Annotated in this window: 21 protein-coding genes; 4 read left to right on the top strand and 17 right to left on the bottom strand. The window is 70.5% G+C overall.

Features of this window, described 5'->3' with window-relative positions; genetic code table 11:
* Window positions 1–15: 15 nt before the first annotated feature.
* Entirely contained in the window at window positions 16–2,016 is a 2,001-nt protein-coding gene (locus AB0L89_RS23235) for a CocE/NonD family hydrolase (protein ID WP_365143892.1), read from the top strand.
* On the opposite strand, the gene AB0L89_RS23230 is transcribed toward AB0L89_RS23235, so the two are convergent.
* The 3 genes from AB0L89_RS23230 to AB0L89_RS23220 all read right to left on the bottom strand — a co-directional run bounded on the left by AB0L89_RS23230 (window position 1,928) and on the right by AB0L89_RS23220 (window position 5,848).
* Window positions 1,928–2,836, bottom strand: coding sequence for an HAD family hydrolase (locus tag AB0L89_RS23230; RefSeq protein ID WP_365143889.1), 909 nt, complete (start codon window positions 2,834–2,836; stop codon window positions 1,928–1,930). The genes AB0L89_RS23235 and AB0L89_RS23230 overlap by 89 nt on opposite strands.
* A gap of 372 nt (window positions 2,837–3,208) precedes the next feature.
* A complete protein-coding gene (locus tag AB0L89_RS23225) occupies window positions 3,209–4,438 on the bottom strand; it encodes an NAD(P)-binding domain-containing protein (RefSeq protein WP_365143886.1) in 1,230 nt (409 codons plus the stop codon).
* Window positions 4,439–4,570: 132 nt separating this feature from the next.
* Window positions 4,571–5,848: an ATP-grasp domain-containing protein gene (locus AB0L89_RS23220; protein ID WP_365143883.1), complete on the bottom strand. Its 1,278-nt coding sequence runs from the start codon at window positions 5,846–5,848 to the stop codon at window positions 4,571–4,573.
* A 199-nt stretch (window positions 5,849–6,047) separates the two neighbouring features.
* Here AB0L89_RS23220 and fahA point away from each other — a divergent pair, with 199 nt between their 5' ends.
* The 3 genes from fahA (at window position 6,048) to AB0L89_RS23205 (ending at window position 8,677) form a co-directional block, all read left to right on the top strand.
* The gene (gene fahA / locus AB0L89_RS23215) at window positions 6,048–7,358 is read left to right on the top strand and encodes a fumarylacetoacetase (protein ID WP_365143880.1); all 1,311 of its coding nucleotides are present in this window, start codon (window positions 6,048–6,050) and stop codon (window positions 7,356–7,358) included.
* 156 nt (window positions 7,359–7,514) lie between these two features.
* The gene (locus AB0L89_RS23210; protein WP_365143877.1) at window positions 7,515–8,288 is read left to right on the top strand and encodes a hypothetical protein; all 774 of its coding nucleotides are present in this window, start codon (window positions 7,515–7,517) and stop codon (window positions 8,286–8,288) included.
* Window positions 8,285–8,677 (top strand): GntR family transcriptional regulator, encoded by a 393-nt coding sequence (locus AB0L89_RS23205; protein WP_365144281.1) that lies wholly within the window; start codon window positions 8,285–8,287, stop codon window positions 8,675–8,677. Before AB0L89_RS23210 ends, AB0L89_RS23205 begins: the two co-directional genes overlap by 4 nt.
* A 23-nt stretch (window positions 8,678–8,700) precedes the next feature.
* Here the strand turns inward: AB0L89_RS23205 and recQ are convergent, their stop codons facing one another.
* The 14 genes from recQ to AB0L89_RS23135 all read right to left on the bottom strand — a co-directional run bounded on the left by recQ (window position 8,701) and on the right by AB0L89_RS23135 (window position 26,471).
* The gene (gene recQ, locus AB0L89_RS23200; RefSeq protein ID WP_365144278.1) at window positions 8,701–10,707 is read right to left on the bottom strand and encodes a DNA helicase RecQ; all 2,007 of its coding nucleotides are present in this window, start codon (window positions 10,705–10,707) and stop codon (window positions 8,701–8,703) included.
* Window positions 10,708–10,905: 198 nt separating this feature from the next.
* A complete protein-coding gene (nuoN, locus tag AB0L89_RS23195) occupies window positions 10,906–12,555 on the bottom strand; it encodes an NADH-quinone oxidoreductase subunit NuoN (RefSeq protein ID WP_365143874.1) in 1,650 nt (549 codons plus the stop codon).
* Entirely contained in the window at window positions 12,552–14,123 is a 1,572-nt protein-coding gene (locus AB0L89_RS23190) for an NADH-quinone oxidoreductase subunit M (RefSeq protein WP_365143871.1), read from the bottom strand. Before AB0L89_RS23190 ends, nuoN begins: the two co-directional genes overlap by 4 nt.
* Window positions 14,124–14,128: 5 nt before the next feature.
* A complete protein-coding gene (gene nuoL, locus AB0L89_RS23185) occupies window positions 14,129–16,024 on the bottom strand; it encodes an NADH-quinone oxidoreductase subunit L (protein ID WP_365143868.1) in 1,896 nt (631 codons plus the stop codon).
* A 14-nt stretch (window positions 16,025–16,038) separates the two neighbouring features.
* Window positions 16,039–16,338, bottom strand: coding sequence for an NADH-quinone oxidoreductase subunit NuoK (nuoK, locus tag AB0L89_RS23180; protein ID WP_055529377.1), 300 nt, complete (start codon window positions 16,336–16,338; stop codon window positions 16,039–16,041).
* The gene (locus AB0L89_RS23175; RefSeq protein ID WP_365143865.1) at window positions 16,335–17,174 is read right to left on the bottom strand and encodes an NADH-quinone oxidoreductase subunit J; all 840 of its coding nucleotides are present in this window, start codon (window positions 17,172–17,174) and stop codon (window positions 16,335–16,337) included. The genes nuoK and AB0L89_RS23175 overlap by 4 nt, the downstream gene beginning before the upstream one ends.
* Window positions 17,171–17,794, bottom strand: coding sequence for an NADH-quinone oxidoreductase subunit NuoI (nuoI, locus tag AB0L89_RS23170; RefSeq protein WP_365143862.1), 624 nt, complete (start codon window positions 17,792–17,794; stop codon window positions 17,171–17,173). The genes AB0L89_RS23175 and nuoI overlap by 4 nt, the downstream gene beginning before the upstream one ends.
* A complete protein-coding gene (nuoH, locus tag AB0L89_RS23165) occupies window positions 17,787–19,160 on the bottom strand; it encodes an NADH-quinone oxidoreductase subunit NuoH (RefSeq protein WP_365143859.1) in 1,374 nt (457 codons plus the stop codon). Before nuoH ends, nuoI begins: the two co-directional genes overlap by 8 nt.
* A complete protein-coding gene (locus AB0L89_RS23160) occupies window positions 19,157–21,670 on the bottom strand; it encodes an NADH-quinone oxidoreductase subunit G (protein WP_365143856.1) in 2,514 nt (837 codons plus the stop codon). The genes nuoH and AB0L89_RS23160 overlap by 4 nt, the downstream gene beginning before the upstream one ends.
* Window positions 21,667–23,028, bottom strand: a complete 1,362-nt coding sequence (gene nuoF, locus AB0L89_RS23155; protein ID WP_365143853.1) for an NADH-quinone oxidoreductase subunit NuoF — start codon at window positions 23,026–23,028, stop codon at window positions 21,667–21,669. Before nuoF ends, AB0L89_RS23160 begins: the two co-directional genes overlap by 4 nt.
* Window positions 23,028–23,879: an NADH-quinone oxidoreductase subunit NuoE gene (gene nuoE / locus AB0L89_RS23150; protein ID WP_365143850.1), complete on the bottom strand. Its 852-nt coding sequence runs from the start codon at window positions 23,877–23,879 to the stop codon at window positions 23,028–23,030. Before nuoE ends, nuoF begins: the two co-directional genes overlap by 1 nt.
* Window positions 23,876–25,198, bottom strand: a complete 1,323-nt coding sequence (locus tag AB0L89_RS23145) for an NADH-quinone oxidoreductase subunit D (protein ID WP_365143847.1) — start codon at window positions 25,196–25,198, stop codon at window positions 23,876–23,878. Before AB0L89_RS23145 ends, nuoE begins: the two co-directional genes overlap by 4 nt.
* Window positions 25,198–25,920 carry an NADH-quinone oxidoreductase subunit C gene (locus tag AB0L89_RS23140; protein WP_365143844.1) on the bottom strand — a complete coding sequence of 241 codons (723 nt, stop codon included), beginning with the start codon at window positions 25,918–25,920 and terminating at the stop codon, window positions 25,198–25,200. Before AB0L89_RS23140 ends, AB0L89_RS23145 begins: the two co-directional genes overlap by 1 nt.
* Window positions 25,917–26,471: an NADH-quinone oxidoreductase subunit B family protein gene (locus AB0L89_RS23135; protein ID WP_055696888.1), complete on the bottom strand. Its 555-nt coding sequence runs from the start codon at window positions 26,469–26,471 to the stop codon at window positions 25,917–25,919. The genes AB0L89_RS23140 and AB0L89_RS23135 overlap by 4 nt, the downstream gene beginning before the upstream one ends.
* Between the last annotated feature and the right edge of the window lie 4 nt (window positions 26,472–26,475).

Raw genomic sequence — 26,475 nt, 5'->3', positions numbered from 1 at the left:
ACTGAGGTTCCTCCCATGCCGCACCCGAAGATCCGCACCGACTTCCCGTACGAGACCGCCCACGAGGACGTCCGCGTACCCCTCGCGGACGGGACCAGGCTCTACGCGCGCGTGTGGCGCCCGGTCACCGACGAACCCGTCCCCGTGCTCCTGGAGTACCTCCCCTACCGGCTCAGTGACTGGACGGCGCCGCGCGACCGGCAGCGCCACCCCTGGTACGCGGGCCACGGCTACGCCTCCGTGCGCGTCGACGTCCGCGGGCACGGCAACAGCGAGGGCCTGCCCACCGACGAGTACTCGGCGCAGGAGCTCGCGGACGGCGTCGAGGTGGTGAACTGGCTGGCCGCGCAGCCCTGGTCGAACGGCAGGGTCGGCATGTTCGGCATCTCCTGGGGCGGCTTCAACTCCCTCCAGATCGCGGCGCTCGCGCCCGAGCCGCTCAAGGCGATCGTCACGGTCTGCTCGGCGGACGACCGCTATGACAACGACGTGCACTACATGGGTGGTTCCGTCCTCGCGGTGGACATGCACGCCTGGGCGGCGACGATGCTCGCCTTCGTGTCGCGCCCGCCGGACCCCCGGTTCGTGGGCGACGCATGGCGCGAGATGTGGCTGACGCGCCTGGAGGCCGTCGACCCGTTCATCCACACCTGGCTGGACCACCAGACCCGCGACGCGTACTGGCGGCACGGCAGCGTCTGCGAGGACTACTCCGCGATCGGCGCCGCGGTCCTCGCGGTGGGCGGCTGGCACGACCCGTACCGCGACACGGTCCTGCGCCTGGTCGAGCACCTCCCCGACGACCGCGTACGCGGGCTGATCGGCCCCTGGTCGCACCAGTACCCCGACCGCGGCCTGCCGCCTGGACCGGCGATCGGCTTCCTCCAGGAGACGCTGCGCTGGTGGGACCACCACCTCAAGGGCATCGACACCGGAGTGATGGCCGAGCCGAAACTCCGCTCCTGGATCAGCGATTCGCATCCACCGGCGACGGTGTACGAGGAGATGAAGGGCGGCTGGGTCGGCGACCCGGCCTGGCCGTCACCGAACGTCACACCCGTCACGTGCGCCCTCCAGGGCAGCCCCCTTCTCGTGAACTCCCCCCAGCACACCGGCCTGGACGCCGGCCGCTTCTTCCCCTTCGGCAACGACGCCGACCTGCCGCCCGACCAGCGGGACGAGGACGCGAAGTCGGCGTGCTTCGAGTTCGAGGTCCCGTCCGAGGTACGCGTCCTCGGGCGGCCCAAGGTGACGCTGCGGCTGCGCATGGACGTGCCCTACGGCCAGGCCGTCGCCCGCCTCTGCGACGTCGCGCCCGACGGCTCGTCCACCCTGGTCACCCGGGGCGTGCTCAACCTCTCCGCCCGGCACGGCAGGGACCGCGCCGACGCCTGGCCGCCCGGCGCCACCGAGGACGTGGCCTTCGAGCTCAACGGCATCGGCCACACCTTCCCGGCGGGCCACCGCATCCGCCTCGCGGTCTCCTCCGCGTACTGGCCCTGGATCTGGCCGCAGGCGGACTCGGCGGGCTTCACCCTGGAACCGGTGGGCAGTTCCGTGGAACTGCCCGTGCGCGAGGGCGCCCCGGACCCCTCGATCACCTTCGAGGCACCCGAGCAGTCGGAGCCGCTCGGCGTGGTCCATCCGGCCACCCTGGACGGACAGCGCCCCGAACGCCTGGTCGTACGCGATGTCGCCAAGGGCGAGTGGCGCCTGGAGGTCGACCCGCGGTACGGCGGCACGCGCGTGTACCCCGACGGCCTCGAATTCACCGAGGACGCCCTGGAGACGTACACGATCCAGGAGAACGACCCGCTGAGCGCGCGCACCCGCTCGGACTGGACCATCCGCCTGCACCGCCCCGAACTCGCCTGGGACGTGACGGTGGAGACGCGCTCGGAGATCACCTGCGACGCGGCGGACTTCCTCACCGCGAACGAGGTGGTGTGCCGGGAAGGCGGAGAGGTCGTCTTCCACCGGACGTGGGAGCAGCGGATCCGCCGGACCGCGGGCTAGCCGCGATCCGGCCGTCCCGCAGGAGGCGTTCGAGCACGACGGCGATGCCGTCGTGCTCGTTCGAGAGGGTCAACTCGTCCGCCACGAGCTTGAGTTCGACATGGGCGTTGGCCATGGCCACGCCGTGCGCCGCCCACATGAACATCGGGATGTCGTTGGGCATGTCCCCGAAGGCGACCGTGTCCTCGGCCGTCAGACCGAGCCGCTCGGCGGCCAGCGCGAGCCCGGTCGCCTTGGTCACCCCGCACGGCTGGAGCTCCACGGTGCCGGGCCCCGACATCGTCACCGTCGCCAGCGAGCCCACCGCGCCCCGCGCGACCGCCGCCAACTCGTCGTCCGCCAGCGTCGGATGGCGCAGCAGCACCTTGCTGATGGGCGCCTCCCACAGCACCCCGCGGCCGGGCACGCGCACCGCGGGCAGCGTGGGGTGCGGCATCTCGTACCCCGGCTCGATGAGCGTGAGGCCGTCCACGCCGTCCTGGTCCACGGCCGCGTAGACCTGCCCGACCTCCGCCTCGATCTTGCCGAGCGCGGCCTCGGCGAGCTCGCGGTCGAGGGTCACCGACCACTCCATGCGCTCCGCCCCGGCGTCGTACAGCTGGGCTCCCTGCCCGCAGACGGCGAGGCCCACGTAGCCGAGGTCGTCGAAGAGGGGCCGTACGCGCGGCGCGGGCCTGCCGGTCACCACGAGGTGCCGGGCGCCCGCCGCCCCGATGGCGGCCAGGGCCCGCCGCGACCGGTCGGAGACCGTGTCGTCGCCGCGCAGCAGCGTCCCGTCCAGGTCAGTGGCAATGAGGGCATATGCGTGGGGAGCGGCCATGATCCAGAGAATACGGATCCTGGGCCCGACCGGAAGCGGCTTGACAAGGTGCGTGTGAAGCTGGGGGCGTCCGTGGCCTTCCTGGTTCACCGGAAAGCGGAAGAACACATTCCACATCAAGCGCCGTGACCATGCCTGATGCCTCCGCCGACGCGACGGACGGCGCCGCCACGGACATCGCCGAGGCCGTCGAAACCGTCGGAATCCCGATGCGCGGACCGGGGAGTCGCGACGTCGACGTGCGCGAGCGGCTGGCCCGTCACCCACCGGACTCCCCTTCGAGAGGGCCGATCCCCGCACCGGTGATGACCGGTGACCGCACCGGCGCTGACCGGTGGCCGGCCCCGCGTCACCGGCGAGGCGCCGCCGCCGTCACCGGTGACGCGCCGCCAGATGCCGTGCCAGGCGCGGTGAGGCGAACTCCGTTCCGCACACGAACCGCATCACCGGGCCGAACGACGAGCCGCCCAGCATGCCGGTGAAGTACAGGCCCGGCACCGACGACACGTACCCCGCGCCCAGCTTCGGCGTGCCCCGGCTCGCCGCGAGGCGGGCCCGCAGACCGTGGCCGAGGAAGTCCATCGCCGCGAGGTCCACGCGGTACCCGGTCGCGGCGATGACGTGATCGGCGCCCAGCTCCACCAGGCGGCCGTTCAGCCTCTCGACCGACAGGACGGGCTGTCCGTCCCGCACGCGCGTGGACCTGATGCGGCGCACCTCGCGCACGTCGACCTTGCCCTCGAAGCGGTCCCGCAGCCACCACGCGCCCAGCGGGCCAAGGACGCGCCGCACCAGGAAGTGCCTTGCCTGGGGCGGCAGATGGCGGTACGGGTCGGCGTGGTAGCTCAGTGCGTACAGCGACCAGGCCCGGCCGAAGGGCGACTCCGGGCGGAACCTCGGCTGCCGCCAGGGCGGCGCGCCGAAGGACACCGAACCCCGGCCGCGGGCCACCACCCGCACGCGCGCGCCCGCTTCGGCGGCGAGCGCGGCCGTCTCCAGGGCGGACTGCCCGGCCCCCACCACGATCAGGTCGCGCCCCGAGAAGCGGGACAGGTCGTGGTGCTGGGAGCTGTGCGAGACAGGACCTGTGGGGGTGGGCCCGTCCGGCACCGCCTCCGCGAGCTCGCGCGGCAGGCGCGAGAGCCCGGACAGGCCCGTCGCGACGACGACCGCGCGCGCGGTGAACGACTCCCCGGAGTCCAGCTTCAGGTCGAAGCCCCCGGCACGCCCCGCCCCTCCCGGACCGCCCGCCCCCCGACGGTCGACCGAGACGACCCGCACCCGCTCCAGACCTGGCACGAGCTCCTGCCGGAACCACTCCCCGTAGCCGACGAAGGTCTCCACCGGGATGATGTCCTCGTCCGTGACCAGGCGCGGGATGCCGGCCGCGTCGCAGTAGTCGACGAGGGTGTGGCCGCGCTGCGGGGCATCGATGTTCGAGGCCACGGGGGTCGATTTCAGCAGCATCCCCTGGGGCATGTGGGCACGCCAGCTCACCATCGGCTCGCCGAACACCCGCACCGGGATGCCGCGCGCCCGTAGGTGGGCGGCGGTGGACAGACCGTACGGCCCGGCCCCGATGACTGCTACCGGTTGCATCACGAAGTCCCTCCCCAGGACGTCACTCTGTACATGTGTCTACTTCGTGGTGGTGCGTATTGCTGTGGTGCGGTGGTGCGCGTACCGGCTCGCGCCGGTGGTGCGAGCGCCTCGCCCGGCGGCCCGCGCGAGCGGCTACCGCGCCGTGGCACCGCTGCCGCGGCGCTGGGTGCGCCACAGCTGGTAGAGGTGCTTCGCCCCCGGCCGGACGAACCGCGCGAGCATCGTGAAGAACGGCAGCATGTCGTCCGGGGCGAGCCACGCCAGCTCGGTGCCGCTCGCGCGGGCGGGCGCGTGCGGCGTCGTGTACCCGCTGCGGCGGTACGCGACGAGGGCGGGCAGGTCGATGTTCTCCACGACGTACCGATGGCCGGTGCGTTGGTTCCCCTCGGGGACGGCGCGTCCCGTCAGGTCGAGATGCATGGCACGGACGACGTCCATTCCCGCGTCGCTCTCGAAGAGCCGGAACTGGGCTCCCATGCGGGGGTTGAAGTCGAGCAGTTTGTACTGACCGTCGCGCCGGTCGAAGCGCAGGTCCAGGTCGATGATGCCGGTGAAGCCGATCTGCTTGATGAAACGCGTGGCGAGGTCCGCGAGTTCCGGGTTGTCGACGACGTACGCGTTCGCCGTCATCCCCGCGTGCGGCGGCCACGAGCGGACCTTGACGCCCGTGAACAACGCGCGCGGGACACAGTCCGCGCCGAAGTACCCGTGCACGATCCAGTCCTCGGCGTCCTCCCTCGGCAGGTACTCCTGGAGGATCACGCCGGGCCGCTCGCCCCAGTCGCGCGCGAGCGCGAGCAGACCCTCGGGGGTCCCGATGCGGGTGGTGCCGTTCACCGCGGGCCGTTTTCGACGGGTGAAGGCCTCCCGGTTCTTGGCCACCACCGGGAAGCGGGCCGTACGGGCGAAATCCACGATGTCCGCCTGGCTTTCGGGGAACACCGCGACCGGCGAGGCGATGCCGTGCTGCACGCACAGCTCGTGCAGACCCTGCTTGCTGGCGAGCCGCCGCGGAAGTTCCGCTTCCACGCGCGGGAAGAGGAATCCGCCGAACCCGGTGTCCTGTGCGGACAGCTCGTCCTGGTGCTCGGCGATCAGGACGGCGGCCTCTTCGTCGGTGGGGATGAGCACGGCCGGCCTGCCGATCCTCCGGCCGACGCGCAGCAGCCCCTCCACCAGGCGTTCCGGCTCTTCAGTGCCGGTGGTGGACCAGGGGAAGGCGCGGGTGAGGTGCCGGGACGCGGCGGCGGGGGTGTAACGGTCCTCCGTGATCGCGTACATGGGGACGCCGAGCCTGCCGAGGCTCCTGATGGCGCCCACGCCGCCGTGGTGCAGGGGATAGTCGCCGAACTTGACGATCAGGCCCGGGACATTCCGGTTCGGCGAGCACGGCACACTGCTGGTCTTCATGGCCACGGGTCCCCCCACGTACGCCCGATCCGACCCGGACCCACCCCGTCCGCGTCCGTGTCCCGCCAAGGACGCTAAGCCGGAATTGACCACTCCAGCAAGACTTATTCGGACATTACGAACTCTTTAGGCACTGCCGAAACAGGGGGGTCCACACGTAACGTGTGGCACATCCCTATGGAAAGCGAGGCAGGTACGCATGTCCGAGCAGACCCCGCTCGACCCGGCCGCCGGTGACTCCACCGGACTCCCCGAGGGTGGCTCCACCGGCCTGCCCGGGGGCGACCCCTTCGGCCTGCCCGAGGGCGACCCCTTCGGGCCGCACAACCTCCCCTACGGCGTCTTCTCCCTGGCCGGGGAGGAGGACGACCGGCGCAGGGTCGGCGTGCGACTCGGCTCGTACGTCCTGGACGCGGGCGCCGCGGCGGCCGCGCTCGGCTCCCCCTACGTCTCGCTCCTGGCACGGCCCACGCTGAACCCGCTGCTCGCCGCGGGCCGCACGGCCTGGTCCGACGTACGGCGCGCCCTGACGGCCTGGGTCACGGTCCCGTCCCACCGCAACACCGTGCGCCCCTTGCTGCACCCCCTCTCCGAAGTGACCCTGCACCTGCCGTTCGAGGTCGCGGACTACGTCGACTTCTACGCCTCGGAGAACCACGCGACGAACCTGGGCAAGATGTTCCGCCCGGACTCGCCGACCCCGCTGACGCCCAACTGGAAGCACCTGCCCATCGGTTACCACGGCCGCTCCGGCACCGTCATGGTCTCCGGTACGGATGTCGTACGCCCCACGGGCCAGCGCAAGACGCCGACGGACGAGACGCCCGTCTTCGGCCCGTCGGTCCGGCTCGACATCGAGGCGGAGGTCGGCTTCGTCGTCGGCGCGCCGTCGGCCCACGGGACCCCCGTTCCCCTGACGGACTTCCGGGAGCACGTCTTCGGCCTCACGCTCCTCAACGACTGGTCCGCGCGCGACATCCAGGCCTGGGAGTACGTCCCGCTGGGGCCGTTCCTGGGCAAGTCCTTCGCCACCTCGGTGTCCGCGTGGATCACCCCGCTGGAGGCACTGGACGCGGCACGCGTCGCTCCCCCGGAGCGCACGCATCCGCTCCTGCCCTACCTGGACGACTCCGCGGAGACGGTGGACGAGCCCGGCGGCTACGACCTGCGCATCACGGTGACGCTGAACGGCCGGGTCATCTCCGAGCCGCCGTTCGCCGGCGTCTACTGGACGGCCGCGCAGCAGCTGGCGCACATGACGGTCAACGGCGCGTCGCTGCGCACCGGCGACCTCTACGGCTCGGGCACGGTCAGCGGCACCTCGGCCGACCAGTACGGCTCCCTGATCGAGATCACCTGGAACGGCCGCGACCCCCTCGAACTCCCCGACGGCAAGCGGACGTTCCTGGAGGACGGCGACGAGGTCACGCTCTCCGCGTGGGCGCCGGGCCCCGGCGGGACCAGGGTCGGCCTGGGCGAGGTGACGGGCCGCATCGCGTCGGCGCGCTGAGCCGGGCGCCCCGATCGCAGGGGCAGCGCGAATTTGTACCGACTGCTTGACACAAGCCCCCGAGCGAGGTGAACTTGTACTCAGCGCTTGATACAAGCGGGCGCTGAGCACAGGGCCGGACCGACCACCCGGCCCCACTCACTCGGGGGTTCACGCATGCACGGCACCGATACCGACACCCGCACCGCGCCACCGCTCCCACCGGAAGCGGCCGCGCGCGCCCGCGTGGATCTGTACGCACGCTGGGCCGGCCTCGCCGCCGGAGCCGCCGCCGCGTGGGCGGTGGCCTCGCGCGACGACGGCCTGGGCGTCGGGATCCTCTACGCCATACCGGCGTTCGGCCTGTGCGCCGTCGCCGGTGTCCTCCTCGGCGACGCGCTCACCCCGCCGCCGCGCGGTCCGGTGCGCAGCGCGGGCCTCACCCCGCGCAGGGCCCGCGACTATGTGCCGCACCGCGTGCTGCGCTTCCTCGCCGCGCAGGCGCTCGCGCTCGTCGCCCTCCTCGCCGTGGCGGCGGCCGTCGCCGCGCCGGACGACCAGGGCCGCGCCGGGCGCTCTCTCTCCGCCACCTGCCAGGGCCTGACGCAGACGGTCGGCCCGTGGCCCGGACTCTTCTACGGCGCCCCGGTCCTGGCCTCGCTCGCCGTCGGCACGGCCGCCTGCGCGTGGTCCCTGCGCAGAATCGCCCGCCGCCCTTCGGAGGAACAGCCGCGCCGCGACCGGGCGTTGGCGATCACGGCGGCCTGGGGGCTGCTGGTCTCCACTCCGCTGCTCGGCGCCGCCACGTTCGCCGCAAGCTCCCTGCTGAGCCTCGACTGCATGGGCACGTCCGGCTCGGCCTGGCTCCTGATCCCGGTGGCGCTCTGCGCCATGGCGACCATGACGTGGTGCCTGACCACGATCGTCTTCCCCCGGGCCGACCGCCGATGACGGGCCAGGGCGCGGGCCCCGCCGTCCGGGTCGACACCACCAGCCCCGTGCCGCCCTACGAACAGATCCGGGCCCAGCTCTCCGCCCTGATCACCTCGGGCCGCCTCCCCCAGGGCGAGCGCCTCCCACCCGTCCGCCAGCTCGCCGCCGACCTGGGCCTCGCGGCGGGCACGGTGGCCCGCGCCTACCGCGAACTGGAATCGGCCTCCCTGATCCAGACCCGCCGAGGCGCCGGCACAAGAGTGGCCCCCCTCCCGGCGGGCCCGCCCCACACCGACCCGAGCCGACTGACCTCGCTGGCACGCGAGTTCACCCAGGCGGCGCGGGCCCTGGGAGCGGACGACACGGAGGTGCTGCGGGCGGTGAGGGAGGCACTGGCAGAGGGCTGAGCCCCGACTCCGGGACCCGCCTCCTAAGACGCCCAGTCCGGCTCCTCGTCCCCCCAGTCCGGCTCCATGTCGTCGGTCAGGGGCAGGTCCGGGCCCGTGGACGCGTCGGCACCGGCGGGTGCGCCGCCCCCGGCTCCGGCCGCCGGCGCGTTGCCCAGGAACTCGGCGACGACACCGACCACCCCCTCGCCGTACGTCGCCCGCTTCTTCTCGCCGACTCCGCTGATGCCCGCGAGGTCACCCACCGCCGCGGGGCGCAGGGAGGCGATCTCCCGCAAGGTGGCGTCGTGGAAGATGACGTACGCCGGGACGCCCTGCTCCTTGGCCTGTGCGGCGCGCCAGGCGCGCAGGGCCTCGAAGAGCGGCACGGCCTCCTGCGGCAGCTCGGCCGCGGCAGCCGCCGACTTGGCCTTGCGCTCGCTCTTGGACGCCCGCGCGGCGGGAGCCCGCTTCGGCTCCTTGCGCAGCCGCACCTCCCGCTCGCGGCCCAGAACGGAACCGCTCGTCTCGGTGAGCACCAGCGTGCCGTACTCCCCCTCGACCGCGATCAGGCCCTGGGCCAGCAGCTGCCGCACCACGCCCCGCCACTCGGCCTCCGCCAGCTCCTCGCCGATGCCGAAGACGGAGAGCTGGTCGTGGTCGAACTGGATGACCTTCGCGGTCTTCTTGCCCAGGAGGATGTCGATGATCTGGCCCGTGCCGAACTTCTGGCCGCGCTCGCGCTGGAGACGCACGACGGTGGAGAGCACCTTCTGCGCCGCGACCGTGCCGTCCCAGGTCTCGGGCGGGGTGAGGCAGGTGTCGCAGTTCCCGCAGGACTGCTCGGCCGCCTCCTGGCCGAAGTAGGTGAGGAGCTGGGCGCGGCGGCACTGGGCCGTCTCGCACAGCGCCAGCATCGAGTCCAGATGGGACGCCGCCCGCCGGCGGAACGCCTCGTCGCCCTCGCCGCCCTGGATCAGCTTGCGCTGCTGGACGACGTCCTGCAGGCCGTACGCCATCCAGGCCGTCGAGGGCAGGCCGTCGCGACCGGCGCGGCCCGTCTCCTGGTAGTACCCCTCGACCGACTTCGGCAGGTCGAGGTGGGCGATGAAGCGGACGTCCGGCTTGTCGATGCCCATGCCGAAGGCGATCGTGGCGCAGACGACGAGGCCCTCCTCCCGCAGGAAGCGGGACTGGTGGGCCGCGCGCGTGCCGGCGTCCAGGCCCGCGTGGTACGGGACGGCCTCGATGCCGTTCTTGCAGAGGAACTCGGCGGTCTTCTCGACCGAGTTGCGCGACAGGCAGTAGACGATGCCCGCGTCGCCCGCGTGCTCCTCCTTCAGGAAGGACAGGAGCTGCTTCTTCGGCTCGGCCTTGGGCACGATGCGGTACTGGATGTTGGGCCGGTCGAAGCTCGCCACGAAGTGCTTGGCGTCCGGCATGCCGAGCCGCTGGGTGATCTCCCGGTGCGTGGCGTGCGTCGCCGTGGCCGTCAGGGCGATCCGCGGCACGTCCGGCCAGCGCTCGCCGAGCAGCGACAGGGCCAGATAGTCCGGGCGGAAGTCGTGGCCCCACTGGGCGACGCAGTGCGCCTCGTCGATGGCGAAGACGGAGATCTTGGCCCGCCCCAGAAGCTCCAGGGTCGAGTCCAGGCGCAGCCGCTCGGGGGCGAGATACAGCACGTCGAGCTCGCCCGCGAGGAACTCCGCCTCCATGACGCGGCGCTCGTCGAAGTCCTGCGTGGAGTTGATGAACCCGGCCCGCACGCCGAGTGCCCGCAGGGCGTCCACCTGGTCCTGCATCAGCGCGATGAGCGGGGAGACCACCACGCCTGTGCCCGGCCTGACCAGGGCCGGGATCTGATAGCAGAGGGACTTGCCGCCGCCGGTCGGCATGAGGACGACGGCGTCCCCGCCGCCCACCACATGCTCGATGATCGATTCCTGCTCGCCACGGAACGCGTCGTACCCGAAGACGCGATGGAGCGTCCGCAGTGCGTCGCTCTCCGTCACCGAACCCGCCACCGGGTCCGGTGCCGTCACCTCGCTCATGCCCTTGATCCCATCCATCGCCCTGTCCCCCGCCGTACCGGTCGTCCCCGTCGTACGTCCTGCCTCGACCACTGCCTCCACGATAGGGCTCCGCACCGACAGCCCGGAAAGTTATCCACAGGCCCGCACCCGCCACACGCCACCGCCCGGCACCCCAGTCGAACAGGGTGCCGGGCGGCGGCGTACGGAAGGGCGCGGCTAGCGGACGAAGACCCCCGCCTGGCTCGCCAGGTCCAGGAAGTACTGCGGGGCCACACCCAGCACCAGCGTCACCGCGACGCCGACGCCGATCGCCGTCATCGTCAGCGGCGAGGGCACGGCGACCGTGGGGCCGTCCGCCTTCGGCTCGCTGAAGAACATCAGGACGATCACGCGGATGTAGAAGAACGCGGCGATCGCCGACGACAGGACACCGACCACGACCAGCGCGCCCGCGCCGCCCTCCGCCGCCGCCTTGAACACCGCGAACTTCCCGGTGAACCCGGACGTCAGCGGAATGCCGGCGAAGGCGAGCAGGAAGACCGCGAAGACCGCCGCGACCAGCGGGGACCTGCGTCCGAGCCCCGCCCACTTGGACAGGTGCGTGGCCTCGCCGCCCGCGTCCCGCACCAGCGTGACGACGGCGAAGGCGCCGATGGTCACGAAGGAGTAGGCACCCAGGTAGAAGAGGACGGAGGAGACGCCGTCGGGGGTGGTGGCGATGACACCGGCGAGGATGAAGCCCGCGTGCGCGATGGACGAGTACGCGAGGAGCCGCTTGATGTCGGTCTGGGTGATCGCGACGATCGCGCCGCCCAGCATCGTGATGATCGCGACGCCCCACATGACCGGCCGCCAGTCCCAGCGCAGGCCCGGCAGGACCACGTACAGGAGACGCAGGAGCGCGCCGAACGCGGCCACCTTCGTCGCGGCCGCCATGAAGCCGGTGACCGGCGTCGGGGCGCCCTGGTACACGTCCGGGGTCCACATGTGGAACGGCACCGCGCCCACCTTGAAGAGCAGCCCCATCACGACCATCGCGACGCCGATCAGGAGCAGCGCGTCGTTGCCCATGGTGTCGGCGAGCGCCGGGTCCACGGTCTTCACGTTGCCCTCGACGACGTTCGCGATCGTCGCGTACGAGACGCTGCCCGCGTAGCCGTACAGGAGCGCGATGCCGAAGAGCGTGAACGCCGAGGCGAAGGCGCCGAGCAGGAAGTACTTGACGGCGGCTTCCTGCGACATGAGGCGCTTGCGGCGGGCCAGCGCGCACAGCAGGTACAGCGGCAGGGAGAAGACTTCCAGCGCGATGAAGAGCGTCAGGAGGTCGTTGGCCGCGGGGAAGACGAGCATGCCGCCGATGGCGAAGAGCGCCAGCGGGAACACCTCGGTGGTGGCGAACCCGGCCTTGGTGGCGGCCTGTTCGCCCTCGCTGCCCGGCACGGAGCCGGCCTGCGGGACGAACGAGTCGACGCGGTTGCCGTGCGCCACCGGGTCCAGGCGCCGCTCGGCGAAGGTGAAGATCGCGACGAGCCCCGCGAGCAGGATCGTGCCCTGAAGGAAGAGCGCCGGACCGTCGACCGCGATCGCGCCCATGGCCGCGATCTGGGCCTTCGTCGTGCCGAAACCGCGGGCGGCGAGCCCGACGACCGCGGCGAAGGCGGCGGCCAGGGCGACCACGGAGACGAACAGTTGGACGTAGTAACGGGACTTGCGTGGGACGAAGGCTTCGATGAGCACTCCGATGACGGCCGCGCCGATGACGATCAACATCGGCGAGAGCTGCCCATACTCGATCTTGGGCGCGTCGATCTTGTCGATCGGATCGGCCGCCATTGTCCACAGGCTGTGGACGGCTGATGCGCTCACTTGGCCGCCTCCACCTCGGGCTTGGGGTCCTTCTTCTGTACGTCGGACATGGTGTGCTTGACCGCCGGGTTCACCAGGTCGGTGAGCGGCTTCGGGTAGACCCCGAGGCCGATCAGGAGCGCGATCAGCGGGGCGACGACGACCAGTTCACGCACCCGCAGGTCGGGCATGGCCGAGACCTCCGCCTTCACGGGGCCCGTCATCGTCCGCTGGTAGAGGACGAGGGTGTACAGGGCGGCGAGCACGATGCCGAGGGTCGCGATGATCCCGACCACCGGATAGCGCGCGAAGGCACCGACCAGGACCAGGAACTCACTCACGAAGGGCGCGAGCCCCGGCAGCGAGAGCGTGGCGAGACCGCCGATCAGGAACGTGCCCGCGAGCACCGGGGCGACCTTCTGCACGCCTCCGTAGTCCGCGATCAGGCGCGAGCCGCGCCGCGAGATCAGGAAGCCGGCGACCAGCATCAGCGCGGCGGTCGAGATGCCGTGGTTGACCATGTAGAGCGTCGCGCCGGACTGGCCCTGCGAGGTCATCGCGAAGATGCCGAGGATGATGAAGCCGAAGTGCGAGATCGACGCGTACGCCACCAGGCGCTTGATGTCGCGCTGGCCCACGGCGAGCAGTGCGCCGTAGATGATGCTGATCAGCGCGAGGACGAGGACGACGGGCGTCGCCCACTCGCTCGCCTCGGGGAAGAGCCCGAGGCAGAACCGCAGCATCGCGAAGGTGCCGACCTTGTCGACGACGGCCGTGATCAGTACGGCGACGGGGGCCGTGGACTCCCCCATCGCGTTCGGCAGCCAGGTGTGCAGCGGCCACAGCGGCGCCTTCACCGCGAAGGCGAAGAAGAAGCCGAGGAACAGCAGCCGCTCGGTGTTGGTCGCCATGTCGAGCGAGCCGTCCGCGCGCGCGGCGGAGATCTCCTGGAGGGAGAAGTTCCCCGCGACCACGTAGAGCCCGATCACCGCGGCCAGCATGATGAGGCCGCCGACCAGGTTGTAGAGGAGGAACTTCACGGCCGCGTACGAGCGTTGGGCCGAGGCGTTCTCGTCGCTGCCCGTGTGGGCACGGTCTCCGAAGCCGCCGATGAGGAAGTACATCGGGATGAGCATGGCTTCGAAGAAGATGTAGAAGAGGAAGACGTCGGTGGCCTCGAAGGAGATGATCACCATCGCCTCGACGGCCAGGATCAGGGCGAAGAAGCCCTGGGTGGGACGCCAGCGCGACGACTTGGTCTCCAGGGGGTCGGCGTCGTGCCAGCCCGCCAGGATGATGAAGGGGATCAGCAGGGCGGTGAGCGCGATGAGCGCGACGGCGATGCCGTCCACCCCGAGCTCGTAGCGCACCCCGAAGTCCTTGATCCAGGAGTGCGACTCGGTCAGTTGATAGCGGTCGCCGTCCGGGTCGAACCGCACCAGGACGGTCACGGCCAGCGCGAGCGTGGCGAGCGATACCAGCAGCGCGAGCCACTTGGCGGCGGTCCGCCGGGCGGCCGGAACGGCTGCCGTGGCGATCGCGCCGACCGCGGGCAGGGCCGCCGTCGCTGTCAGGAGAGGAAAGGACATCGGTATCAGACCGCCCTCATCAGCAGGGTCGCGGCGATGAGTACCGCAGCGCCGCCGAACATCGAGACCGCATACGAGCGGGCGTAGCCGTTCTGCAGTTTGCGCAGCCGGCCGGAGAGGCCGCCGACCGAGGCCGCCGTGCCGTTGACGACTCCGTCGACCAGGGTGTGGTCGACGTAGACCAGGGACCGCGTGAGGTGCTCGCCGCCCCGCACCAGGACGACGTGGTTGAAGTCGTCCTGGAGGAGGTCGCGGCGGGCCGCGCGGGTGAGCACCGAGCCGCGCGGGGCGGTGACCGGGACGGGCCGGCGCCCGTACTGGACGTAGGCCAGGGCGACGCCGATGACGAGGACCACCATGGTGGCGCCCGTGACGGTGGCGGCGCTGAGCGGCGAGTCGCCGTGGTCGTGCCCGGTGACCGGCTCCAGCCAGTGCATGAAGCGGTCGCCGATGCTGAAGAAGCCACCCGCGAAGACCGAACCGAAGGCGAGCACGATCATCGGGATCGTCATGGACTTCGGGGACTCGTGCGGGTGCGGCTCGTTGCCCTCCGCGTCGGGCTGCCAGCGCTTCTCTCCGAAGAAGGTCATGATCATCACGCGCGTCATGTAGTACGCGGTGATGGCCGCGCCCAGGAGCGCCACCGAGCCGAGGATCCAGCCGTCGGTGCCGCCCTTGGCGAACGCCGCCTCGATGATCTTGTCCTTGGAGAAGAAGCCGGAGAGCCCCGGGAAGCCGATGATCGCGAGGTAGCCGAGGCCGAAGGTGACGAAGGTGACCGGCATGTACTTCCGCAGGCCGCCGAACTTCCGCATGTCGACCTCGTCGTTCATGCCGTGCATGACCGAGCCGGCGCCGAGGAAGAGCCCGGCCTTGAAGAAGCCGTGCGTCACCAGGTGCATGATCGCGAAGACGTAGCCGATGGGGCCGAGGCCCGCGGCCAGGATCATGTAGCCGATCTGGGACATCGTCGACCCGGCGAGGGCCTTCTTGATGTCGTCCTTCGCGCAACCGACGATCGCACCGAACAGGAGCGTGACCGCTCCGACGACGGTGACGACGAGCTGGGCGTGCGGGGCGGCGTTGAAGATCTCGCCGGAGCGGACGATCAGATAGACACCGGCGGTCACCATCGTGGCGGCGTGGATCAGGGCCGAGACCGGGGTCGGGCCCTCCATCGCGTCACCCAGCCAGGACTGCAGCGGGACCTGCGCCGACTTGCCGCACGCGGCGAGCAGCAGCATCAGGCCGATGGCGGTGAGCTTGCCCTCGCTGGTCTCGCCCGTCGCCTCCAGGACGGGCCCGAAGGCGAACGTCCCGAAGGTGGTGAACATCAGCATGATGGCGATCGACAGGCCCATGTCGCCGACCCGGTTGACCAGGAAGGCCTTCTTCGCGGCGGTGGCCGCGCTGGGCTTGTGCTGCCAGAAGCCGATCAGGAGGTACGAGGCGAGGCCGACGCCCTCCCATCCGACGTACAGGAGCAGGTAGTTGTCGGCGAGGACCAGCAGGAGCATCGCCGCGAGGAAGAGGTTCAGGTAGCCGAAGAAGCGGCGGCGCCGCTCGTCGTGCTCCATGTACCCGATCGAGTAGATGTGGATCAGGGTGCCCACACCGGAGATCAGCAGGACGAACGTCATCGACAGCTGGTCGAGCTGGAAGGCGACGTCCGCCTGGAAGCCCTCGACGGGGATCCAGCTGAACAGGTGCTGCGACAGGGTGCGGTCCTCCGCGCCCTTGCCCAGCATGTCGGTGAACAGCACGACGGCGACGACGAAGGAGGCGGCCGCGAGCAGCGTGCCGAGCCAGTGGCCCGCGCGGTCCAGGACCCGCCCGCCGCACAGCAGTACGGCCGCTCCGAGCAGAGGCGCCGCGACGAGCAGCGCGATCAGATTCTCCACTTTTCAGCGACCCCTTACAGCTTCATCAGGCTGGCGTCGTCGACCGAGGCCGAGTGGCGGGAACGGAACAGCGACACGATGATCGCGAGCCCGACCACGACCTCCGCGGCGGCGACGACCATCGTGAAGAAGGCGATGATCTGGCCGTCGAGGTTGCCGTGCATCCGGGAGAAGGCCACGAACGCGAGGTTGCAGGCGTTGAGCATGAGCTCGATGCACATGAACACCACGATCGCGTTCCGCCTGATGAGCACGCCGGTCGCGCCGATCGCGAACAACAGGGCGGCGAGATAGAGGTAGTTGACGGGGTTCACTTCGACGCCTCCTCGGTCCGCCCGATGTCGGTCCGGCGCAGGTCGGTCCGCTCCAGGCGGTCGGCCGAGCGCTGTTCCAGCGCCCGCAGGTCGTCCAGGGCCTCGTCCGACACGTCACGGATCTGGCCGCGCTCGCGCAGCGTGCGGTTGACCGTGAGCTCCGACGGGGTGCCGTCGGGGAGCAGTCCCGCGATGTCCACGGCGTTGTGCCGGGCGTAGACGCCCGGGGCCGGCAGCGGCGGCAGGTGCTTGCCCTCGCGCACGCGCGCCTCGGCCATCTCGCGCTGGGTCCTGGCGCGCTCGGTGCGCTCGCGGTGGGTCATCACCATCGCGCCGACCGTCGCCGTGATGAGCAGGGCGCCGGTGATCTCGAAGGCGAAGACGTACTTGGTGAAGATGAGGGACGCGAGGCCCTCCACGTTGCCCCCGGCGTTCGCCTTGGCGAGGCCGTTGAACTCCTTCACCGAGGCGTTCCCGATGCCCGCGAAGAGCAGCACCGCGAAGCCGAGCCCGCACAGGGCGGCCAGCCAGCGCTGCCCCTTGATGGTCTCCTTCAGGGAGTCCGCGGCGGTGACGCCGACGAGCATGACCACGAAGAGGAACAGCATCATGATCGCGCCGGTGTAGACGACGATCTGGACGATGCCCAGGAAGTACGCGCCGTTGGCCAGGTAGAACACCGCAAGGATGATCATGGTCCCGGCCAGGCAGAGCGCGCTGTGCACGGCCTTCTTCATGAGGATGGTGCACAGGGCGCCGATGACGGCGACCGTGCCGAGCACCCAGAACTGGAAGGCCTCGCCGGTGGAGGTGGTGTAGGCGGCGAGCTCGCTCATGCCTCGGCCCCCTCCGACTCGGGGGCCTTCTCGCCCTTGGAGACGGCGACTTGAGGAACCGTCCCCGGCGCGGCCTCGGTCACCAGACCCCGGTAGTAGTCCTGCTCGTCCATGCCGGGGAAGATCGAGTGCGGCGAGTCGACCATGCCTTCGTCGAGGCCGGCGAGCAGCTGTTCCTTGGTGTAGATGAGGTTCTCGCGGCTGCTGTCGGCCAGCTCGAACTCGTTCGTCATCGTCAGCGCGCGCGTGGGGCACGCCTCGATGCACAGGCCGCACAGGATGCAGCGGGCGTAGTTGATCTGGTAGACGCGGCCGTACCGCTCGCCGGGCGAGTACCTCTCCTCTTCGGTGTTGTCCGCGCCCTCCACATAGATGGCGTCCGCGGGACAGGCCCAGGCGCAGAGCTCACAGCCGACGCACTTCTCCAGGCCGTCCGGATGGCGGTTCAGCTGGTGCCTGCCGTGGAAGCGGGGAGCGGTGGTCTTCTGCTGCTCCGGATACTGCTCGGTCAGCCGCTTCTTGAACATGGCCTTGAAGGTCACGCCGAAGCCCGCGACGGGGTTCTGGAACCCCTGCTTCGATTGGTTCGACTCGTGTGACTCCTGGTTCGACTCAGCCATCGGACGCCTCCTTTCCGTCACTTCGGGTTCCGTCACTTTGAGTATCCGGCCCACCACTGACAATCAACTCCCGCTCCTGGCGCGAGCGTCGGCGCGGAACGGGTGGCAGAGTCTGTCCGGGCAGCGGCGGCACGGGGAATCCGCCCGCCATCGGGTCGAACGCGACCGGCCGCTCCTCGGCCGCCGCTTCCTTCTCGCGCTTGTCGCGGAAGATGTCGACGACCACGGAGAGCAACAGCAGTGCGATGACGCCGCCGCCCACATAGAGCGCGATCGAGGTGAAGTCGTAGTTCTCGTTCCGCATCGCCCTGACCGTGGCGACGAGCATCAGCCAGACGACCGAGACCGGGATCAGGACCTTCCAGCCGAGCTTCATCAGCTGGTCGTAGCGCACGCGTGGCAGCGTGCCGCGCAGCCAGATGAAGAAGAACAGCAGCAGCTGGACCTTGATCACGAACCAGAGCATCGGCCACCAGCCGTGGTTCGCGCCCTCCCAGAAGGTGCTGATCGGATATGGGGCCCGCCAGCCGCCCAGGAAGAGCGTGACCGAGACCGCCGAGACGGTGACCATGTTGACGTACTCGGCGAGCATGAACAGCGCGAACTTGATGGAGGAGTACTCGGTGTTGAAGCCACCGACGAGGTCGCCCTCGGACTCCGGCATGTCGAACGGCGCGCGGTTGGTCTCGCCGACCATCGTCACGATGTAGATGAGGAACGAGACGGGCAGCAGCAGCACGTACCAGCGGTCCGCCTGCGCCTCCACGATCGCCGACGTCGACATCGACCCGGAGTAGAGGAAGACCGAGGCGAAGGCCGCGCCCATCGCGATCTCGTAGGAGATCATCTGCGCGCAGGAGCGCAGACCGCCCAGGAGCGGATACGTCGATCCGGAGCTCCAGCCCGCCAGCACGATGCCGTAGATGCCGACGGAGGCGACCGCGAGGATGTAGAGCATCGCGATCGGCAGGTCGGTGAGCTGCATCGTGGTGCGCTGGCCGAAGATCGAGACTTCGTTGCCCGCGGGCCCGAAGGGAATCACCGCGATCGCCATGAAGGCCGGGATGGCCGCGACGATCGGCGCGAGGACGTAGACCACCTTGTCCGCGCGCTTGACGACGACGTCTTCCTTGAGCATCAGCTTGATGCCGTCCGCGAGGGACTGCAGCAGACCCCAGGGGCCGTGCCGGTTGGGGCCGATGCGCAGCTGCATCCAGGCGACGACCTTGCGCTCCCACACGATGGAGAAGAGGACCGTCACCATCAGGAACGCGAAGCAGAAGACCGCCTTGACGACGACCAGCCACCAGGGGTCGCGGCCGAACAGGGACAGGTCCTCCGCCGCAAGCACCACAGTGTGCGTCACGACGTCACCTCCGGGGCCTCAGTGGGCTCCGGCAGGACCGCCGGGCCGATGCGGACGAGGTCGCCGGGGTGCGCGCCGGTGTCCGAAGTGACGCCTCCCCCGGCCGAGTTCAGCGGCAGCCAGACCACGCGGTCGGGCATCTCCGTGATCTGGAGCGGGAATTCGGTCGTCCCGGCGGGACCGGAGACGGCGAGGACGTCGCCGTCCTTCACGCCCGCCTCGACCGCCGTGGCGGCCGACACGCGCGCGTGGGCGGCGTGCCGGGTGCCGGCCAGCGCCTCGTCGCCGATCTGGAGGAGGCCTTGGTCGAGCAGCAGCCGGTGTCCGGCGAGCACGGCCTCACCCGCGGCGGGCCGCGGCGGCTGGGCCCCCGTCTCCAGGGGCTCCGTGGCGTGCGGCCCGTCCCAGCCGCCGAGCCGCTCCAGCTCGCGGCGCAGGGTCAGCAGGTCGGGCAGGCCGAGGTGGACGTCGCCCGCGTCGGCCAGCATGTGCAGCACGCGCGCGTCGGTCGGCGCCAGCCTGCGCGTCATCTGGTCGGGCTTGAGCGCGGCGTCGAACATCCGCACGCGGCCCTCCCAGTTGAGGAAGGTGCCGGGCTTCTCCGCGACCGCGGCGACCGGCAGCACCACGTCGGCACGCTCGGTCACCTCGCTGGGCCGCAGCTCCAGCGAGACCAGGAAGCCGACCTCGTCGAGCGCCTCACGCGCGCGTGCCGGGTCCGGCAGGTCGGCGACCTCGACACCGGCCACCAGGAGGGCGCCGAGCTCGCCGGTCGCGGCGGCCTCGACGATCTGGCCGGTGTCGCGGCCGAAGCGGTGCGGGAGTTCGGCGACGCCCCAGGCGGACGCGACCTCCTCCCGCGCGCGCGGGTTGGTGGCCGGGCGCCCGCCGGGCAGCAGCGACGGCAGCGCGCCCGCCTCGATGGCGGCCCGCTCCCCGGCCCTGCGCGGGATCCACACCAGCTGGGCGCCGGTCGCGGACGCGGCGCGGACGGCGGCGGTGAGCCCGCCCGGCACGGCCGCGAGCCGCTCGCCGACGACGATGACCGAGCCCGGTGTGCGCAGCGCCTCGGCGGCCTTGGTGCCCTCGTCCGCGAGCCCCACGCCCGCGGCGAGCGCGTCCAGCCACTCCGTCTCGGTGCCGGGCGCCGAGGGCAGCAGCGTGCCGCCCGCCTTCTCCAGGCCCCGGGTGGCGTGCGTGGCGAGGGAGAAGGTGCGCTGGCCGTGCTTGCGCCAGGCCTTGCGCAGCCTCAGGAAGACGCCGGGCGCCTCCTCCTCGGACTCGAACCCGGCGAGCAGCACGGCGGGCGCCTTCTCCAGGAGGGCGTACGTGACGCCGCTCCCGTCCAGGTCCCGGCCGCGCCCCGCCACCCGGGCCGCGAGGAAGTCGGCCTCCTCGCTGCTGTGCACGCGCGCGCGGAAGTCGATGTCGTTCGTGTCGAGCGCCACGCGCGCGTACTTGCTGTACGCGTAGGCGTCCTCGACGGTGAGCCGGCCGCCGGTGAGCACGCCGGCCCGGCCGCGCGCGGCGGCGAGACCGCGGGCCGCGGCCTCCAGGGCCTCGGGCCAGCTCGCGGGCTCCAGCTCACCCGTCGACGCGTCGCGCACCAGCGGAGTGGTCAGCCGGTCGGGCTTCTGCGCGTACCGGAAGCCGAAGCGCCCCTTGTCGCACAGCCACTCTTCGTTGACCTCGGGGTCGTCCTGCGCGAGGCGCCGCATGACCTTGCCGCGCCGGTGGTCCGTGCGGGTGGCGCAGCCGCCCGCGCAGTGCTCGCACACCGACGGCGACGACACCAGGTCGAAGGGCCGGGAGCGGAAGCGATACGCCGCCGAGGTCAGCGCGCCGACCGGACAGATCTGGATGGTGTTCCCGGAGAAGTACGACTCGAAGGGGTCGCCTTCGCCGGTGCCCACCTGCTGGAGGGCGCCGCGCTCGATGAGTTCGATCATCGGGTCGCCGGCGATCTGGTTGCTGAACCGGGTGCAGCGCGCGCAGAGCACGCACCGCTCGCGGTCGAGCAACACCTGCGTGGAGATCGGCACCGGCTTCTCGTACGTGCGCTTCTTGCCCTCGAAGCGGGAGTCCGGGTCGCCGACCTGCATCGCCTGGTTCTGGAGCGGGCACTCGCCGCCCTTGTCGCAGACCGGGCAGTCCAGCGGGTGGTTGATGAGCAGCAGCTCCATCACGCCGCGCTGGGACTTCTCCGCGACGGGCGAGGTCAGTTGCGACTTCACGACCATGCCGTCGGTGCACGTGATGGTGCAGGAGGCCATCGGCTTGCGCTGGCCCTCCACTTCCACGATGCACTGGCGGCAGGCGCCCGCCGGGTCGAGCAGCGGGTGGTCGCAGAACCGGGGGATCTCGATGCCGAGCAGTTCGGCGGCCCGGATGACGAGCGTCCCCTTGGGGACGCTGATCTCGATGCCGTCGATCGTCAGCGAGACGAGGTCCTCGGGCGGAACCGCCGCCTCCCCGCCCCCGGAGGGAGCGCTATTAGTGGTCACTGTCATGCGTTCACCTCCGTGGTGTGGGCGGGCCGGTCGGCCCAGAGGGTCGACTTGGCCGGGTCGAAGGGGCAGCCCCTGCCGGTGATGTGCTGCTCGTACTCCTCGCGGAAGTACTTGAGCGAGGAGAAGATCGGCGAGGCGGCGCCGTCGCCGAGGGCGCAGAAGGACTTGCCGTTGATGTTGTCGGCGATGTCGTTCAGCTTGTCGAGGTCGGCCATGACGCCCTTGCCGGCCTCGATGTCGCGGAGCAACTGCACGAGCCAGTAGGTCCCTTCGCGGCAGGGCGTGCACTTGCCGCAGGACTCATGGGCGTAGAACTCGGTCCAGCGGGTCACGGCCCGCACGACGCACGTCGTCTCGTCGAAGCACTGGAGCGCCTTCGTGCCGAGCATCGATCCCGCGGCGCCCACGCCCTCGTAATCAAGGGGTACGTCGAGGTGCTCGTCGGTGAACATCGGCGTCGAAGAGCCGCCCGGCGTCCAGAACTTGAGGCGGTGGCCGGCCCGCATGCCGCCGCTCATGTCGAGCAGCTGGCGCAGTGTGATGCCGAGCGGGGCCTCGTACTGGCCGGGGCTGGTGACGTGGCCGCTGAGCGAGTAGAGCGTGAAGCCGGGCGACTTCTCGCTCCCCATTGACTTGAACCAGTCTTTTCCTCGATTGAGGATCGCGGGAACGGATGCGATCGACTCGACGTTGTTCACCACAGTGGGGCACGCGTAAAGGCCCGCGACGGCCGGGAAGGGGGGACGCAGTCGCGGCTGGCCGCGGCGGCCTTCGAGCGAGTCGAGCAGCGCGGTCTCCTCACCACAGATGTACGCGCCCGCGCCCGCGTGCACGGTGAGTTCGAGATCGAGTCCGCTGCCCAGGACGTTCTTGCCGAGGTAGCCCGCCGCGTAGGCCTCGCGCACGGCCTCGTGCAACCGCCGCAGCACGGGCACGACTTCACCGCGCAGATAGATGAAGGCATGCGAAGAGCGGATCGCGTAGCACGCGATCACGATCCCCTCGATGAGGGAATGCGGGTTCGCGAAGAGGAGCGGGATGTCCTTGCAGGTCCCGGGCTCCGATTCGTCGGCGTTGACAACTAGATAGTGCGGCTTGCCGTCTCCCTGGGGGATGAACTGCCACTTCATCCCGGTGGGGAAGCCCGCGCCGCCGCGGCCGCGCAGGCCCGAGTCCTTCACGTACGCGATGAGGTCGTCCGGCTCCATCGCGAGGGCCTTGCGCAGACCCTCGTAGCCCTCGTGACGCCGGTAGGTCTCAAGGGTCCAGGACTTCTCCTCGTCCCAGAAGGCCGAAAGGACCGGTGCGAGCAGCTTCTCGGGGCTGGTGTCGTTGTTGATCTCGGCTGCCAAGGTCATCACTCCCCCTCCTCGGCGGTCGGTCCGGCCGGGTGGGCCGGGTCGGATGCCGAGGTCTGCTGCGGTGCGTCATTGGAGCTGAGGTGCTCGGCGGGTGCCTCGTCCTGGGGGCCGCCCGTGCGCGGGTGGACCACACGCGGCTGCGTGACCTCGCCCTTGGCCAGGCGCAGGCCGATCAGCGAGGCGGGGCCCGCGCCACCGCTCGCGTCGACGGCGCCGGGCCGCTCGTCGGGGAAGCCCGCGAGGATCCGGGCGGTCTCCTTGTACGTGCAGATCGGCGCCCCGCGCGTGGGCTCGACCGGTACGCCCGCGCGCAGGTCGTCGACGAGCTGCCTGGCGGACTCGGGGGTCTGGTTGTCGAAGAACTCCCAGTTGACCATCACCACGGGCGCGAAGTCGCAGGCGGCGTTGCACTCGATGTGTTCGAGCGTGATCTTGCCGTCCTCGGTGGTCTCGTCGTTGCCCACGCCGAGGTGCTGCTTGAGCTCGTCGAAGATCGCGTCGCCGCCCATGACCGCGCACAGGGTGTTGGTGCAGACGCCGACCTGGTAGTCGCCGGAGGGCTTGCGCCGGTACATGGTGTAGAAGGTCGCGACGGCCGTGACCTCGGCGGTGGTCAGCCCCAGCATGTCGGCACAGAACTGCATGCCGGTGCGTGTGACGTGGCCCTCCTCGGACTGCACCAGGTGCAGCAGAGGCAGGAGCGCGGACCGCGACCCCGGATAGCGGCCGATGATCTCCTTGGCGTCCGCCTCCAGCCGGGTGCGCACCTCGGCCGGGTAGTCGGGGGCGGGGAGTTGGGGCATGCCCAGGCTGACGCCCGTGCCCTGCTCTGAAGGAGTGGTGGTCACCGGTCGACGCCTCCCATCACGGGGTCGATGGACGCGACGGCGACGATGACGTCGGCGACCTGGCCGCCCTCGCACATCGCAGCCATGGCCTGCAGGTTGGTGAAGGACGGGTCGCGGAAGTGGACCCGGTAGGGGCGGGTGCCGCCGTCGGAGACGACGTGCACGCCGAGTTCGCCCTTGGGCGACTCGACCGCCGCGTACGCCTGACCCGGCGGGACCCGGAAGCCCTCGGTCACCAGCTTGAAGTGGTGGATGAGGGCCTCCATGGAGGTGCCCATGATCTTCTTGATGTGGTCGAGCGAGTTGCCGAGTCCGTCCGGGCCGAGCGCCAGTTGCGCGGGCCAGGCGATCTTCTTGTCGGCGACCATGACCGGGCCGGGGGCGAGCCGGTCGAGGCACTGTTCGACGATGCGCAGCGACTGCCGCATCTCTTCGAGGCGGATGAGGAAGCGCCCGTAGGAGTCGCAGGTGTCGGCGGTCGGGATGTCGAAGTCGTACGTCTCGTAGCCGCAGTAGGGCTGGGTCTTGCGCAGGTCGTGCGGGAGACCGGCCGAGCGGAGCACGGGACCCGTGGCGCCGAGCGCCATGCAGCCGGCGAGATCGAGATAGCCGACGTCCTGCATGCGGGCCTTGAAGATGGGGTTCCCGGTGGCGAGCTTGTCGTACTCCGGGAGGTTCTTCTTCATCTGCTTCACGAACTCGCGGAGCTGGTCCACGGCGCCCGGGGGCAGGTCCTGGGCGAGTCCGCCGGGCCGGATGTACGCGTGGTTCATCCGCAGGCCGGTGATGAGTTCGTAGATGTCGAGAACGAGTTCACGATCTCGGAAGCCGTAGATCATGATCGTGGTGGCGCCGAGCTCCATGCCGCCGGTGGCGATGCACACCAGGTGCGAGGAGAGTCGGTTCAGCTCCATGAGGAGCACGCGGATGATCGAGGCGCGGTCCGGGATCTGGTCCTCGATGCCGAGGAGCTTCTCGACCCCGAGGCAGTACGCCGTCTCGTTGAAGAACGGCGTCAGATAGTCCATGCGCGTGACGAACGTGGTGCCCTGGGTCCACGTGCGGTACTCGAGGTTCTTCTCGATGCCCGTGTGGAGATAGCCGATGCCGCAGCGGGCCTCGGAGACGGTCTCGCCCTCGATCTCCAGGATCAGGCGGAGCACACCGTGGGTGGACGGGTGCTGCGGCCCCATGTTGACGATGATGCGCTCGTCGTCGGCCTTGGCCGCGGACTGGACGACCTCGTCCCAGTCGCCGCCGGTGACTGTATATACAGTCCCCTCGGTCGTCTCACGGGCGGAAGCGTGTGAAGTGCTCATCAGCTGTACGACCTCCGCTGGTCCGGAGCCGGGATCTGGGCGCCCTTGTACTCGACGGGGATGCCGCCGAGGGGGTAGTCCTTGCGCTGCGGGAAGCCCTGCCAGTCGTCCGGCATCATGATCCGCGTGAGCGCGGGATGGCCGTCGAAGATCAGGCCGAAGAAGTCGTACGTCTCGCGCTCGTGCCAGTCGTTGGTCGGATAGACCGGGACGAGTGAGGGGACGTGCGGGTCGGCGTCGGGCGCGCCGACCTCCAGGCGGATCAGCCGGTTGTGGGTGATCGAGCGCAGGTGGTAGACGGCGTGCAGCTCGCGGCCCTTGTCGCCGGGGAAGTGCACCCCGCTCACGCCCGTGCAGAGCTCGAAGCGCAGGGCCGGGTCGTCGCGCAGGGTCTGGGCGACGCGGACGAGGTGCTCGCGCGCGATGTGGAAGGTGAGTTCGCCGCGGTCGACGACCGTCTTCTCGATGGCGTTCTCGGGGACGAGGCCCTGTTCCTCCAGGGCGCCTTCCAGTTCGTCCGCGACTTCGTCGAACCAGCCTCCGTAGGGGCGCGCGGTGGCGCCGGGCAGGGTGACGGTGCGGACGAGTCCGCCATAGCCGGAGGTGTCGCCGCCGTTGTCGGCGCCGAACATGCCCCGGCGGACGCCGATGACCTCGCCGGCCTCGTCGCGCGGGGCGGGGACGCCGTTGCCGTTCAGGTGCTCGTCGTGCGCGTCGCTCACCGCAGCAGCCCCTTCATCTCAATGGTGGGGAGCGCCTTGAGGGCCGCCTCCTCCGCCTCGCGGGCCGCTTCTTCCGCGTTCACGCCGAGCTTGGAGCCCTGGACCTTCTGGTGGAGCTTGAGGATCGCGTCCATCAGCATCTCGGGGCGTGGCGGACAGCCCGGCAAATAGATGTCAACGGGGACGACATGGTCCACACCCTGCACAATCGCGTAATTGTTGAACATCCCACCGGAAGATGCGCAAACCCCCATGGAGATGACCCACTTGGGGTTCGGCATCTGGTCGTAGACCTGCCGCAGGACCGGCGCCATCTTCTGGCTCACCCGGCCCGCCACGATCATCAGGTCCGCCTGGCGGGGCGAACCGCGGAAGACCTCCATGCCGAAGCGCGCCAGGTCATAGCGCCCGGCGCCGGTCGTCATCATCTCGATGGCGCAGCACGCGAGGCCGAATGTGGCGGGGAACATGGATGACTTGCGCACCCAGCCCGCGGCTTGTTCGACGGTCGTCAGCAGAAAACCGCTCGGCAGTTTCTCTTCGATTCCCATGGTC

Source organism: Streptomyces sp. NPDC052114 (genome assembly GCF_040680155.1).
Taxonomy (GTDB): domain Bacteria; phylum Actinomycetota; class Actinomycetes; order Streptomycetales; family Streptomycetaceae; genus Streptomyces.
This window is presented reverse-complemented; position numbering and strand designations above follow the sequence as displayed.

Bases quoted from the DNA above. Each gene is read 5' to 3' on its own strand.
- AB0L89_RS23235 (WP_365143892.1), top strand. From the start codon at position 16: ATGCCGCACCCGAAGATCCGCACCGACTTCCCGTACGAGACCGCCCAC.
- AB0L89_RS23230 (WP_365143889.1), bottom strand. From the start codon at position 2,836: ATGGCCGCTCCCCACGCATATGCCCTCATTGCCACTGACCTGGACGGG.
- AB0L89_RS23220 (WP_365143883.1), bottom strand. From the start codon at position 5,848: ATGAAGACCAGCAGTGTGCCGTGCTCGCCGAACCGGAATGTCCCGGGC.
- fahA (WP_365143880.1), top strand. From the start codon at position 6,048: ATGTCCGAGCAGACCCCGCTCGACCCGGCCGCCGGTGACTCCACCGGA.
- AB0L89_RS23210 (WP_365143877.1), top strand. From the start codon at position 7,515: ATGCACGGCACCGATACCGACACCCGCACCGCGCCACCGCTCCCACCG.
- AB0L89_RS23205 (WP_365144281.1), top strand. From the start codon at position 8,285: ATGACGGGCCAGGGCGCGGGCCCCGCCGTCCGGGTCGACACCACCAGC.
- recQ (WP_365144278.1), bottom strand. From the start codon at position 10,707: ATGAGCGAGGTGACGGCACCGGACCCGGTGGCGGGTTCGGTGACGGAG.
- AB0L89_RS23190 (WP_365143871.1), bottom strand. From the start codon at position 14,123: ATGTCCTTTCCTCTCCTGACAGCGACGGCGGCCCTGCCCGCGGTCGGC.
- AB0L89_RS23175 (WP_365143865.1), bottom strand. From the start codon at position 17,174: ATGAGCGAGCTCGCCGCCTACACCACCTCCACCGGCGAGGCCTTCCAG.
- nuoI (WP_365143862.1), bottom strand. From the start codon at position 17,794: ATGGCTGAGTCGAACCAGGAGTCACACGAGTCGAACCAATCGAAGCAG.
- AB0L89_RS23160 (WP_365143856.1), bottom strand. From the start codon at position 21,670: ATGACAGTGACCACTAATAGCGCTCCCTCCGGGGGCGGGGAGGCGGCG.
- nuoF (WP_365143853.1), bottom strand. From the start codon at position 23,028: ATGACCTTGGCAGCCGAGATCAACAACGACACCAGCCCCGAGAAGCTG.
- AB0L89_RS23145 (WP_365143847.1), bottom strand. From the start codon at position 25,198: ATGAGCACTTCACACGCTTCCGCCCGTGAGACGACCGAGGGGACTGTA.
- AB0L89_RS23135 (WP_055696888.1), bottom strand. From the start codon at position 26,471: ATGGGAATCGAAGAGAAACTGCCGAGCGGTTTTCTGCTGACGACCGTC.